Genomic DNA, 13,152 nt, shown 5'->3' on the forward strand with positions numbered 1-13,152 from the left:
GCTACCGACCCTTTTCCCCTTGGTTCAGAAGGTTCGCTTCCGTGGCAGATAAGTTTGCAATCGGCGTCGATTACGGCACGAACAGCGTCCGCGCCCTGGTGGTCAACACCTCCACCGGCGAAGAGATCGGGACCGCCGTTTACGACTACCCGTCGGGTGACGCCGGCATCCTCCTCGACCCCCGCGACCCGAACGTCGCCCGCCAAAACCCGGCCGACTACATCAACGGTTTTGTGGAGTCGGTGAAGCAGGCGGTCGAGCAGGCCAAGGGCGCCGCCGGGTTCTCGCCCGCGGCCGTGGCCGGCATCGGCGTCGACACCACCGGATCGACGCCGATCCCCGTCGACGCCGACGGCGTAGCGCTCGCCTGCAAGGAGGGGTTCAAGGACCACCCCGCCGCCCACGCCTGGCTGTGGAAGGACCACACGTCGCACGGCGAGGCGATCGAGATCACCCGGCTCGCGACCGAGCGCGGCGAGCCCTACCTGGCCAAGTGCGGCGGCGTTTACTCGTCGGAGTGGTACTGGGCGAAGATCACGCATTGTCTGCGGACCGCGCCGGAGGTGGCCGCCGCGGCGGCGAGTTGGGTCGAGCTGGCCGACTTTGTGCCGGCCTACGTCACCGGGACCGCGGCGCCCGACAAGTGCGCCCGGGGCATCTGCGCCGCGGGGCACAAGGCGATGTACCACGAGGCGTGGGGCGGCCTGCCGAGCGTCGCGTTTCTTGAAGCGGTCGAGCCCGGTCTGAGCCGGTTCCGCTACGAGACCAAGGCGGTTCCGTCCGATCAGAAGGCGGGCGAGCTGACTGAGGAGATCGCCGCAAAGGTCGGCCTGCCGGCCGGCGTGCCGGTCGCGGTGGGAGCGTTCGACGCGCACATGGGCGCCGTGGGGGCGGGGGCGGGCGACGGGACGCTGGTGAAGATCATGGGCACCAGCACCTGCGACTGCCTGCCGGCGCCGCTGGCTAAAGAACTGCCCGACATCCCGGGTCTGTGCGGCATCGTGCCCGAATCGATCCTGCCCGGCTTCTACGGCCTCGAGGCGGGGCAGTCGGCCGTGGGGGATATCTTCAACTGGTTCGTCAAAAACCTCACCCCCGCGTCCTACGGCACGGGCGGAGACGCCCACGTCGCCCTCACCGACGAGGCGGCCCAGCTCAAGCCAGGCGCCACGGGGCTCGTCGCCCTCGACTGGAACAACGGCAACCGCACGATCCTGGTCGATCCGTTGCTGACGGGCCTGTTAATCGGACAAACGCTGCACACAACGGCCGCCGAGGTTTATCGTGCCTTGGTCGAGGCGACCGCGTTCGGGGCGCTGACGATCATCAAACGAGTCGAGGAGTACGGCGTTTCGGTGGAGGAGGTCGTCAACTGCGGCGGTATCGCCGAGAAGAACGCGTTCGTGATGCAAGTGTACGCCGACGTTTGTAATCGCCCGATGAAGGTCAGTCGCTCGGCCCAGACGTGTGCGCTTGGCGCGGCGATCTTCGGCGGCGTTGTCGGCGGCGCCCACTCGAGTGTCACCGCCGCCCAGGCGGCGATGACCGGCGTCAAGGAGAAGGTCTACACGCCAATCCCCGAGAACGCGGCCGTCTACGCCGAGCTGTACAAGATCTACCGCACGCTGCACGACGCGTTCGGCTCGAAGGAGTGGTCGGGCTCGCTGTCGTCGGTCATGAAGGACCTGATCGCGATCCGTGACAAAGCTCGGAAGGGGTGAATTAAGAAATGCTCGAGGACCTCAAACAACAAGTCTGCCAAGCGAACCTCGACCTCGTCTCAGCGGGGCTCGTGACGCTCACCTGGGGCAATGTCAGCGGCCGTAGCGAAGATGGCAAGCACTTCGTCATCAAGCCGAGCGGCGTCGCTTACGACGTGATGCGTCCCGAGCATATGGTGGTGCTCGACTTGGCGACCGGCGAGACCGTCGAGGGCGAGCTCCGCCCGTCGTCCGACACCGCAACGCACCGGCTGCTCTATCAGGCGTGGCCCGGCGTCGGCGGCATCACGCACACGCACAGCCCGAAGGCGACCGCGTTCGCCCAGGCGCGGCGCGAGCTGCCTTGCTACGGGACCACGCACGCCGACCATTTCTCGGGAACCGTGCCGGTCGCCCGGCCGCTCACGCAGGAAGAGATCGACTCGGCCTACGAGGCGAACACGGGTCACGTGATCATCGAGCGCTTCGCCGACCTCGACCCGATCGCGATCCCCGCCGTGCTGGTGGCGAGCCACGCCCCGTTCGCCTGGGGGAAAAACGCGGCCGAGTCGGTCAAGAACGCAATCGCCCTCGAGGCGTGCGCGGCGATGGCGATCGACTCGCTGGCGCTCAACCCGGCGCTTGGTCCGGTCGAGGCGTATCTGCTCGACAAGCATTACCAGCGTAAGCACGGCCCGGGCGCCTACTACGGGCAGAAAAAGTAAGCGAGAATCACCCCGCTACGAACTCCTAACAGAAAACCTGCTTCTTTAATCCAGCCGCTCTCCCGCATGTCCCTTCCGCAGCTCAGCACTTACGAAGTCTGGTTCCTCACAGGCAGCCAGCACCTCTACGGCCCTGAGGCCCTGGAGCAGGTCGCCAAGGACGCCCAGCAAGTGGCCGCGTCGCTCGACGCGTCGGACGACGTGCCGGTGCGGGTCGTCTTCAAGCCCGTGCTGACCCGGCCCGAAGAGATGAAGGCGACGCTCGCCGCGGCCAGCAGCGACGACCGCTGCATCGGCGTCATCGCCTGGATGCACACGTTCTCGCCCGCCAAGATGTGGATCGCCGGGCTCCGGGCGCTCACCAAGCCGCTGCTGCACCTGCACACGCAGTTCGGCCGTGAGATCCCGTGGTCGTCGATCGACATGGACTTCATGAACTTGCACCAGTCGGCCCACGGCGGCCGCGAGTTTGGGTTCATCTGCACAAGACTGCGCCTCGAACGGAAGGTCGTTGTCGGCCACTGGACCGACGCCGACGTCGTCCGGCAGGTCGGCGTCTGGACGCGGGCCGCCGCCGGCCGGCACGAGCTGGCCAACGCCAAGATCGCCCGCTTCGGCGACAACATGCGCGAGGTCGCCGTCACCGAGGGGGACAAGATCGCCGCCCAAGAGGTGCTCGGCGTCTCGGTCAACGGCTACGGCGTCGGCGAGCTCGTTGAGCGGATCAACTCGATGAGCGACGCCGCCGTCGACACCCTCTGCGGCGAGTACGACGAGTCGTACAAGATGGCGGCCGAGCTTCGCGCTGGTGGCCCGCGGCGTCAGTCGCTCCGCGACGCGGCCCGCATCGAGCTCGGCATCCGCTCGCTGCTCGAGGAGGGGGGCTTCGGCGGTTACACCGACACGTTCGAGAACCTCGTCGGCATGAAGCAGCTGCCGGGCATCCCTTCGCAGCGGCTGATGGCCGACGGCTACGGCTTCGGCGGCGAGGGAGACTGGAAGGCGGCCACCCTCACCCGGGCGAGCAAGGTCATGGCCCACGGCCTGCCGGGCGGCACGACCTTCATGGAAGACTACACGTACCACCTCCCCGCGTCGGGAGACGACTTGGTGCTCGGCTCGCACATGCTCGAGATCTGCCCCTCGATCGCCGCGGGGCAGCCGAGCTGCGAGATCCACCCGCTCGGGATCGGCGGCAAGGAAGACCCGGTGCGGCTGGTCTTCGACGCCCCGGCCGGCCCGGCGGTGAACGCGACGATCGTCGACCTCGGCGACCGTTTCCGTTTGGTGGTCAACGAGGTGGAAACGATCGAGCCGCCGCACGCGCTGCCAAAGCTGCCGGTCGCCCGCGCGGTCTGGAAGCCGGCCCCCGACCTGAAGACTTCGGCGGCGGCGTGGATCTACGCGGGCGGCTCGCACCACCCGACGTTCAGCCAGGCGTTAACGACCGAGCACTACGAGGACCTCGCCGCGATGCTCGGCGTTGAGCTGGTGGTGATCGACGCCGACACACGGCTACGTGAGCTGCGAGAGTCGCTGCGGCGCTCGAACAGGTAAGAACGCAGAATCCCCCTTCCTTTCAGGGAGGGGCTAGGGGAGGGTGAAACGCTTCCCCCATCGAGGAGGCATTGATTCTCGCGGGTCAATCTCTCGCAACGACAGCCCGCCGCGTTGCGGAGAATTTCGACCCTCCCCTAGCCCTCCCTGAAAGGGAGGGGGAAATGGCGCCACCGACCATCCAGCTCAGATTTCCACCCCCCCGCACGCAGTAAGGGGAGCTCGGCGCACGGCTTTAGCCGGAGCCCCGGGGGCAGCGGAGTGGACGCCGTCTCGCCGGCGCGCCGGGGACTCCGCTGCGCTACGACCCCGGCCACCCATCTACCTTTAGAGCCAATCGAAGAACCGAATCCACCACGTATCGAAGGCGTCTCCATTAACCCCATCGTAGGGTCGATCAAGTAACTCACGGCGGATGGGAACGAACCTATGTCGTCGCGCGATCTCGAAGATATCTGAGCACTCCGTCGTAGCCTCGTAGTTCTCGTCCGTTACAGCGACCATCTCGCCAAAGTTCGAGAATCGTAGATCGCAGACGTATGTGAGATTCTTGTATGGCGTCTCAGAAAGACGAATGGTAACGCTAAAGGAGGCGTCCTGATTGTGGATGCCACCCTCGAATGCCAGGCGCCTGCCAGTAACAGCTTCGAGCTCACAGAGGAGTAAGAAGGCTCGCCTTTCCAAATCGAGAAGATCGAAGCTAGGCGGATACTCGTGCGAACCCTTGAGGTCATGCTCAATTAGCGTCTTCTCGGTCGCCGTCATTTATCCAGTCCCCGTCCTCAAAGCTCCGACCCATCCCTCAGCAAATCAACCGACAGCGTCGGCCGCAAAGCGTGCACGAGGTTCCACCGCAGGGCGTCGCGGTAGTCGGGGCTGGGCAGGTCGTCGTCAGTGACGACGGCGAAGTAGACCTCGCCACGGGCGACTGGCGTGGCGAGGTGCGCGGCGAGCCGTTCGCCCAGGTCGTCCGCGGCTCCGACGTAGCCGACGGCGCCCTCGGCCGGCTTCTTCGCGGTGGTTACCAAGTAGACGCCACCGACGTTGGCGAGGGCTTTGGCGGCGCGGGGGGTGAGCTTCTTCGGCCGCTCGCTGAGCACGTCACGGAGCGGCTTCTCGACGACGTAGTCGTACTGTTTCGCCTCGGCCTTGTGCGTCTTGGCCGACTTACGGAGCCGGAGGGCCTCCCAGCGGTAGGCGCTCACGTCGCTGCCGGGCGCCGCTTGGCGGGCGTACTTGTCGAACAGCTCGAGCTTCGCTGGGTCGCAGAGCAGGTCATCGAGCGACGCGTCGGCGTGCTTCGCCCGGACCTTGGCCCAGGCGATCTCGGCCGCGTACGCGGCCGGAGGCTTGAGGCCTGAGGCGTGAGGGCTGGCGGCAGCGCTATCCCCCGTCCCTCGTCCCCCGTCCCTCGTCCCCTTCCCAAGCATCCCCGCTTTGCGGAGCTTCAGCAGCTCGCGGTTCCACTCGTACGGCGATCCCATCAGGCCCGCGTCGTGGCACGCCGTGTGGTACGCCGCCTGCAACTCGGGCCGGCAGAGCAGCCAGTCCGCCGAGGCGCCGCCGGAGGCCGCATGGAAGGCGTCGACGAGCGCTTGTCGGGTGAGGTCGCGGAGGGAAAGAGTGGCCGCGCGCGTTCCCCCTCCTCCGCTTTCGGGGGAGGGGCTAGGGGAGGGGGCTTTTGAAACGGGTACCAGGGTTTCCCCCTCCCCTAACCCCTCCCCCCTTGGGGGAGGGGGATTTGGCACATCGCTTTTAGCCTGCGCGTCCGCCATCGGGTGGCCCTTCAACCGTCGCCCGGCGGCGGTTGTGGGCGAGCTCCGCACCGGGTCGGCGGGGCCGTGGAGCTCGTCACCCGGCGTGACCCCCTCGATCCGCTCGGTCGCGTACTTCACGTAGTCGCTCGAGAGCTCGAAGCCGAGCCACCGGCGGCCGAGCTTCTTGGCGACGGCGAGCGTTGTGCCGCTGCCGGCGAACGGGTCGAGCACGACCTCCCCCTCGTTTGAGCTCGCCCGGACGATCCGCCCCAGCAGTTGCTCCGGCATCTGGCAGCCGTGGAAGCCTTGGCGTTCTTTGAACGTGCCGGCCACGCGGCTTAGGTACCAGGTGTCGTCCTGCGGGTGGAACGCGGCGTCGTCTTCGCGGAGGTCCTGAGGTCGCAGAATCCACGTGTCGTCGGGAAGCCGCCCCGTCGGGTTGGCGCGGCGGTCGCCGTACACCAGCGCCCGCGCCGAGGGGATGCGGAGCGACGGGTCGGCCGCGTTGAACGTGTGCCGCTCCTCGTCCTTGACGAAGTGGAACAGGTGGGCGTGCGAGCGGTTAAACTTCCGTCGGCAGTTCTGGCCGAACGTGTAGTACCAGACGACCCAGTTGCGGGCCGTGAAACCGATCTCTTTGGCGGCGACCTTCAGCTCGGCGGCGTACTCGTCACCGATCGCCAGCCAGAACGCCCCAGTCGGTTTGACGACGCGGTGCAGCTCCGTGATCCACCGCTCGCACCAGCCGAGGTAGACGTCGTCGGCGTGGTTGTCTTGGTACTCGTCGTACTTGAAGCCGATGTTGTACGGCGGGTCGGCGAACGCCAGGTCGATCGACTCGTCGGGCAACTGCCGCAGCAATTCGAGGCAATCGCCGCGGTGGATCGCGTCCACAGAGATCGCGGATTGCGGATTGCGGATTGCGGAATCGCTCGTCGGACGAGCCGTTTCAGTGGCGGTGCTCATGCGTGCTAGCGTACCGAAACGAGCCCCGACCGTCAGGGAGTCGGTCGGGGGGGATTTGCAGGGCCGATGACCGGCTTCCCGAAGGTCGCGGCTCGGCAATCGCCTAGATTTCGTGCTGCAGCAGGTCTTCCACCGTCTGCGCCCGGCGGATCAGCCGGGGCTCGCCGTTCTCGACGAGCACCTCGGCGCTGAGCGGCTTGCTGTTGTAGTTGCTCGCCATCGTGTAGCCGTAGGCGCCCGCCGCGCCGATCACCAGCAGGTCGCCCACCGCGGGGCGGGGCAGGGGGCGGGCTTCGACGAAGCCGCCGTCTTTCTGGGTGAAGACGTCGCCCGACTCACAGAGCGGGCCGGCGACGACAAAGGATTGCGGATTGCGGATTGCGGATTGCGGAATGACGCGCTCGCGCGATGCTTCCGGGTTGATTGCCGGGGTCTTGATCGCGTCACCGCTTGAATCCGCATTCGCGGGCGCCAGCCCGATCGGGTGGTACGCCCCGTACATCGCCGGCCGCACCAGGTTATTGAACCCGGCGTCGACCAGCACGTACTCGACCGAGCCTTGTCGCTTCACGGCGCGGACTTCGGTCAGGAGGGCGCCCGACTCGGCGGCCAGGTAGCGGCCCGGCTCGATCTCGAGGTTCACCGCATGGCCCAGTGACGCGGCGAGCTGTTCGCGGACGGCGTTCCAAGTCTCGTAGTAAGCGGCGACGTCGACCGACGGCTCGTCGCCCCGGTAAGGCGTGCTGAGGCCGCCGCCGGCGGAGATCGTCAGCACGCTAGTGCCGACCTGCTGCGCGACTTGCTCGAGGGCGGCGCCGACCTTGCCGAGGTGCGTCATGTCGGTCCCCGAACCGATGTGCATGTGGATGCCGGTGACGCGGAGGCCCCAGCGCTCGGCGCGGCGTACACAGTCGGCGACATCGGTGTGCCAGACGCCGTGCTTGCTCCCCTCGCCGCCGGTGTTCACTTTCTGGCTGTGGCCGTGGCCGAAGCCGGGGTTGATGCGGAGCGTCACGCCGCGGCGTCGGCCGAGCGCGTGGCAGCGCTCGCCGTACTGATCGATCATGTCGGGCGAGCCGCAGTTGACCGGCAGGTCGTGTTCGAGGACCGCGTCGAGGCTCGCCCGGTCGAAGACGTCGGCCGTGTAGACGATCGCCGGGTGGTGGCCCGCCCGGATCGCGTCGTCGTCGTGGTCCTGGGGCGAGGGGGCGTAGCCAGCGGCCAGCGCGCGGGCGATCTCGCCGGCGCTCACGGCGTCGACCAGGGCGCCTTCTTCTCGCACGAGGCGGAGGATCGAGAGGTTTGAGCACGCCTTCTGGGCGTACCGCACCACATCGAACGGCGCCAGGTCGCGCACCCGCTGACGGATCATCGCCGCGTCGTAGACATAGACCGGCGTGCCGAACTGCTCGGCGAGTTGTGTGATGGAGAGGCCGGCGAAGTGGGTCGTGATCGGGGACACGTTGGCGGGGTCGGAGAGGGAGGCGAAGAAACAGGAAGTCCTACGGTAATGCCCCGCAGCGAAATAAAGAGCCCCCAGCCACGGCGAGCCCCCAGACGTCAGTCGGGGGAGGAACCTGGGTACCCGGCGCACTCTCTTTGACGTCGGGGGCTCGCTTCACGTTGTTTTGTCGGCAACGAAAAAGGGCCCGCCACGGGTGGCGGGCCCTTTCGTTGGACCATCGGGCGACGCGGCAGGTTCAGAACCCGCCGGGAGGGCCGCCCCGTTGCTGCTGCATGGCGGCGGCGGTGGCGGCCGCCTTGCCGATCGCCTTGAGGACGCCTTCCTCGATCAGGTAGCGGACCCGCATGCCGCGGTCGATCGCCTCGGACGTAATGACCAGCCGGTCGGCGCCGGGGGGCGTGTCCTTCATCGCATCGAGGATGAGGCCGATCATCGGGGCGGCGTTCGGCGGGGCGACCTTCTCGGCGGCGCCGAGGACCTGGCCGACCGACACGATCAACTCGCCCGGCAGGATGGTCTTGTCGGTCAGCGCGGCCGATCCATCGATCGCCGCCTTGAGCGACTCCTCGCCCCGCGGACCGGCGGCGAAGTAAACGCGCTCATTGCCGACGCCCATGATGACGCGGACCGACTCGCCGACCGCCTCGCGGAGCTGGCCCGCCTCGGCCGGGACGGGGACCGTCATGCCGTGCAGCGTGACGCCGCTGTGGGTGGCGTAGCCCCATTCGACGCCAGGGAACTTCTCGTCCTTCGAAGCGGCCTCGGCCAGCTTCTTGAAGGCCGACTCGACCTTCGACGGGTCGACGACGTAGCCGCCGACAATCAGGTCAAAGCCTTCGCCAGCGAGGTCTAGCGAGCCGCCGATCTCGATGCGGCCGGTGCGGAGCATGTCGGCGTAGACATCGACGAGGTCATCGGTCGCCCCCTCGATGGCGGCCTGGACATCGGGGTCATCCGGGAGCTTGCCCGCTTCGATCTGTTCTTGCAGGGCCTTGTCGATCTGCGTGCGGACCATCTCGATGGCGGCCTCGGTCTGCCCCTTCTGCTTCTCAAGCAGTTCAGGCGGCGTGACGCCGCTGGTCAGCAGGCTCATAGCGGCGGTCGGGCGGTGGAAACCGGCGACGCCGCTCGTGGGGTCCTTGTAGGCGTCCATCGCCAGGGCCATGTCCGACCCGTCGGCGCCGGTCAGCTCGGCGTCGATGAACGTCCGCTTGCCTTCGGAGTCGATCGACCAGCCGATGGTGACGACATCGAGCCCTTCGATCAGGTCGCCGAGCTGCTCGATCTGGGCCTCGGCCAATTCGCGGCGGGCCTGGAAGTCTTCCTCGGTCTCGCCTTCTTGTTGAACAAGCCCCTCTTCCATCCCCTGGCGGAGCTGCTCGAGGGCGATCTGCCGGTACATGTCCGGCACGTTCTGGGCGTAGAGCGTCACGCCCAGGTCGTAGGTCCCGACGAGCTTCTTGAGCATCGACGACGGGTCGGCCGGCGCCTGGGTGAGGGCCAGGGGCGTCGGGGCGACGAAGGTCCAATCGCCCGTCTGCTGGAAGTAAACCGTCTGCTCCGGGAGCTCGAGCTCGTAGACGCCCGCGCCGATCTCCACGGGCTCGAAGCCGAAGTTCTCGGCGAGCTCCAAGACGGGCGTCAGGTCCGCGATCGGCAGGCAGCCGATCGGGGCGAAGCTGGCGCCGTCGGTCTGCAGGACCACGCCGATCGGGCGGGTCTTGTCGAGTCCCTCGAGGCCGCGGCCGCCGGTGAAGAAGGCGAGCATCCCCTCGATCATGTCGGAGGTCGCCGGGCGGCCGCCGAGTTCGCCGAGGAAGTCGATCTCGCGGAGCAGCTGGTTGTAGTCCGTCAGGGCCGCAACGGCGATCGTTTGGGTGCCGACCGCGGCCGCGGGGGCCTCCGGAGCGGCGACCGCCTGGGCCCGGGCCACGAGGGGGGCCACCGTGGACGCCAACGCGGCGAGCGCCACGAGGGCGACTTGGCGTCGGGTCAGGGGGCGGCGAACGGAGGGTCGCGGTGCTAAAGAGATCACGCTGGCGTGTCCTAACGTGCGGAGGGGCGAAGGTTCGGCGACCGGTGCGCCGCTTTGGGGGATTCGCACAACTTGCGCGTTTCTTGCCACGCTGGCAAGATCGCGAGGCGTTTCTTGCCGGCTTGACGCTAGAGAATCAAAAAAAGCCGCGGCCGTAAGGGAAGACCGGGCGATGTCGCGGTCGCCCGGCCGCTCCCTGACGGTCGCGGCTCGCTAGAGGTCCGTCTCGCACCGCCTGCTAGCGTTCGCGGTAGGTGATGCGGCCCTTCGTCAGGTCGTAGGGCGACAGCTCGACGCGTACCCGGTCACCGGGAACAATACGGATGTAGTGCTTCCGCATCCGCCCGCCGATGTAGGCGTTCACAATGTGGCCACCCTCGATCTCGACATTAAAGCGTGTGTTCGCCAAGGCCTGGGTCACGGTCCCTTCGACTTCGAGGGCTTCTTCTTTTTCTTTCTGCTTCGCCATGCGGTCCGGTAGCCGGGATTGGTAGGCCGACGGGCCCGACTGGAAACCAATCCCAGCGAGACAAATCCGTCGGCCCAACGCCTGTAATTGGGGGGAGGAAGATGTGCTTGCATCCCGCCGGGGCGAACGCGATTGCGCACCAGGGGCTTCTCCAAGCCCTACGAGTGTACCAATCCACAGCCCCGGAGGCCACCACAACCGCGTCAATCCCCGGGGGGCCGGTTATGCCGGCCCAACCGCCTGGGGGGAGCGTCTATCGCTCTGCTTCGATGCGGCGGTATCCCAGGCTTTGCTGTAACCTTGAGGGACTGTGACCCAATTCTCGCAACCCGCCGCCGCTCCCGACGACGACGCGGTCCGCCGTGCCAAGGCGGAGATTCAGACAATTGTCCGGCAGATCTCGGAGCTTTCACGCCAGGATATCTCTCCGGAGCGATACTACGAGGAGTTCCTCAACAAGGTGGTCTCCGCCCTGGCGGCCCCCGGCGGCGCGATCTGGACCGTCTCCGACACCGGTCAGCTGCAGCTCGGCTACCAGATCAACCTCCGCCAGACCGGCCTCGCGGAGAATCCGATCGCCCAAGAGCAGCACGGCCGCCTCGTGCACCGCGTGCTGTCGGCGCCCGTCGGCCCCGGCTTCAAGGAGGGGGCGGTGGTCCCCCCTCACTCGGGCTTCAGCGCCGACGACGAGTTGGTCGACGCCGCCTCGGGCGAGCACCTGCCGGCCAACGCCACCGATTTCCTGCTCGTCCTCGCCCCGGTCCACAACGACCAGGGCGCCCAGGGCGTCGTCGAGGTCTTCCAACGTCCCGGCGCCCGGCCCCAGGTACAGCAGGGCTACCTCAACTTCTTGCTGCAGGTCTGCGAGCTCGCGGGCGACTACCTGCGGGGCCGCCGCCTCGCGCTCCTGGCGGACAAACAGTCGTTGTGGGAACAGCTCGAGTCGTTCACCCGCCTCGCCCACGACCGCCTCGACGTCCGGCAGAGCGCCTACACGATCGCCAACGAGGGACGCCGCCTGATCGGCGCCGACCGGGTGACGGTCGCCGTCGGCCGCGGCCGCAAACCGAAGATCGAGGCGATCAGCGGCCAGGACACGTTCGACACCCGATCAAACGTCTCGACGCTGCTCACCAAGCTGGCCCGCGCCGTCGCGAAGACCGGCGAGGACGTCTGGTACACGGGCGACACGTCGAAGCTCGCCCCGCAGGTCGAGAAGGCGCTCGACGCCTATGTCGATGAGTCGCAGACCAAGGCGATGGCGATCCTCCCGCTAGTCGACCGCCGCGGCGTCGACCCCGAGGCGACGGAAGAGGATGTCCGCAAAGGCGGCCGCCGCGAAGGCGACGTCATCGGCGCGCTGATCGTCGAGCAGATGGTCGACAACCGCATCGCCGACGGCTTCACCCAACGCGTCGACGTGGTCCGGTCGCACAGCGAAACCGCGCTGGGCAACGCCCTCGAGCACGAGGGGCTCTTCCTGATGCCTCTCTGGAAGACGCTCGGCAAGGCGACCTGGATGTTCCGCCGCCACACGCTCCCCAAGACGGTGCTGGTCACCGGGGCGATCGCCGGCGCCATCGCCGCGTCGCTCCTCGTCCAGAAAGAGTTCTTGCTGGAAGGAGACGGCAAGCTCCGGCCGCGTGACGTGGCGAACGTCTTCGCCCAGATCGACGGCACCGTGAAATCGATCGACGTCACCGACGAGGCGCAAGTCGAGCGGGGCCAAGCGCTCGTGGAGCTCGAGAGTGTCGACCTCGAGAAAGACCTCACCGCCACCCGGGGACGCCTCAACACGATCGACGCCGAGCACGCCACGATCAACCGCGAGATCACCGGCCAACGCGGCGACGAGTTGTCCCCCGAAGAGCGGGCCCAAAAGCTGGGCCGCCGGGCGAGCCTCTACGAAGAGCTGATCTCGTTGCGGGCCGAGTTGAAGTTGCTCGAGACCAAGCAGCAGCAGCTGACCGTGACGAGCCCGTTGACCGGCCAGGTCATCACGTCGCGCGTCGAAGAGCGGCTGATGGGCCGTCCGGTGCGGCGTGGGCAGGTGCTGCTCGAGATCGCCGACCCCGAGGGCGAATGGATCCTCGAGGTCGAGATGCCCGAGAAGCGGCTCGGCCATATCACCAAGGCGATCCGCGAGTCGCCCGACAAGAGCCTCGAGGTCGAGTTCCTGCTCGCGACCAACACCGAGCAGACCCTCACCGGCCGCCTCACGGAGCCCGGCATCGCCGCCTCGGCCGAGGTCCGCGGCGACGACGGGAACACCGTGCTGTTGACCGTCGAATTCGACCAGAAAGAATTCCGCGAAGCGGCGACCGACCCCAAGGTGGGCGCCGAGGTCAAGGCCCGCGTCCACTGCGGCCGCGCCAGCCTGGCGTACGCTTACCTGCACGACTTGGTGGACTTTGTCCGCTCGAAGATTCTGTTCCGGTTGTGACGAATCGCTCGGCGAGAGCCGACCCCAACCCGGGA

9 protein-coding genes are annotated in these 13,152 nt (G+C 67.4%); 4 read left to right on the forward strand and 5 right to left on the reverse strand.

What is annotated here, in order from left to right; genetic code table 11:
- Positions 1-41 precede the first annotated feature (41 nt).
- The 3 genes from Pla108_RS18055 to araA all read left to right on the forward strand — a co-directional run bounded on the left by Pla108_RS18055 (position 42) and on the right by araA (position 3,982).
- The gene (locus Pla108_RS18055) at positions 42-1,721 is read left to right on the forward strand and encodes a ribulokinase (RefSeq protein ID WP_146446378.1); all 1,680 of its coding nucleotides are present in this window, start codon (positions 42-44) and stop codon (positions 1,719-1,721) included.
- An 8-nt stretch (positions 1,722-1,729) separates the two neighbouring features.
- Positions 1,730-2,425 (forward strand): L-ribulose-5-phosphate 4-epimerase AraD, encoded by a 696-nt coding sequence (gene araD / locus Pla108_RS18060; protein ID WP_146446379.1) that lies wholly within the window; start codon positions 1,730-1,732, stop codon positions 2,423-2,425.
- A gap of 66 nt (positions 2,426-2,491) precedes the next feature.
- Entirely contained in the window at positions 2,492-3,982 is a 1,491-nt protein-coding gene (gene araA / locus Pla108_RS18065) for an L-arabinose isomerase (RefSeq protein WP_146446380.1), read from the forward strand.
- Between the two features lie 327 nt (positions 3,983-4,309).
- Here the strand turns inward: araA and Pla108_RS18070 are convergent, their stop codons facing one another.
- From Pla108_RS18070 to infA, 5 genes are all read right to left on the reverse strand, one after another.
- The gene (locus Pla108_RS18070; RefSeq protein ID WP_146446381.1) at positions 4,310-4,747 is read right to left on the reverse strand and encodes a hypothetical protein; all 438 of its coding nucleotides are present in this window, start codon (positions 4,745-4,747) and stop codon (positions 4,310-4,312) included.
- A 17-nt stretch (positions 4,748-4,764) separates the two neighbouring features.
- Positions 4,765-6,705 (reverse strand): DNA-methyltransferase, encoded by a 1,941-nt coding sequence (locus Pla108_RS21055; protein ID WP_197526677.1) that lies wholly within the window; start codon positions 6,703-6,705, stop codon positions 4,765-4,767.
- Positions 6,706-6,808: 103 nt separating this feature from the next.
- A complete protein-coding gene (gene lysA, locus Pla108_RS18080; RefSeq protein WP_146446382.1) occupies positions 6,809-8,167 on the reverse strand; it encodes a diaminopimelate decarboxylase in 1,359 nt (452 codons plus the stop codon).
- A 238-nt stretch (positions 8,168-8,405) separates the two neighbouring features.
- Positions 8,406-10,115: a hypothetical protein gene (locus Pla108_RS18085; RefSeq protein WP_146446383.1), complete on the reverse strand. Its 1,710-nt coding sequence runs from the start codon at positions 10,113-10,115 to the stop codon at positions 8,406-8,408.
- Between the two features lie 328 nt (positions 10,116-10,443).
- A complete protein-coding gene (infA, locus tag Pla108_RS18090) occupies positions 10,444-10,674 on the reverse strand; it encodes a translation initiation factor IF-1 (RefSeq protein WP_146446384.1) in 231 nt (76 codons plus the stop codon).
- Positions 10,675-10,984: 310 nt separating this feature from the next.
- Between infA and Pla108_RS18095 the strand changes: the two genes are divergently transcribed.
- Complete coding sequence (locus tag Pla108_RS18095) at positions 10,985-13,117, forward strand: efflux RND transporter periplasmic adaptor subunit (RefSeq protein WP_146446385.1); 2,133 nt, start codon at positions 10,985-10,987, stop codon at positions 13,115-13,117.
- Positions 13,118-13,152: the final 35 nt, after the last annotated feature.

Origin of the sequence: Botrimarina colliarenosi (assembly GCF_007859955.1) — a bacterium.
Lineage (GTDB): Bacteria > Planctomycetota > Planctomycetia > Pirellulales > Lacipirellulaceae > Botrimarina > Botrimarina colliarenosi.

Excerpts from the sequence above, each read along its gene's own strand:
- infA (WP_146446384.1), bottom strand. The coding sequence starts at position 10,674 with ATGGCGAAGCAGAAAGAAAAAGAAGAAGCCCTCGAAGTCGAAGGGACC.
- araA (WP_146446380.1), top strand. The coding sequence starts at position 2,492 with ATGTCCCTTCCGCAGCTCAGCACTTACGAAGTCTGGTTCCTCACAGGC.
- Pla108_RS21055 (WP_197526677.1), bottom strand. The coding sequence starts at position 6,705 with ATGAGCACCGCCACTGAAACGGCTCGTCCGACGAGCGATTCCGCAATC.
- Pla108_RS18070 (WP_146446381.1), bottom strand. The coding sequence starts at position 4,747 with ATGACGGCGACCGAGAAGACGCTAATTGAGCATGACCTCAAGGGTTCG.
- araD (WP_146446379.1), top strand. The coding sequence starts at position 1,730 with ATGCTCGAGGACCTCAAACAACAAGTCTGCCAAGCGAACCTCGACCTC.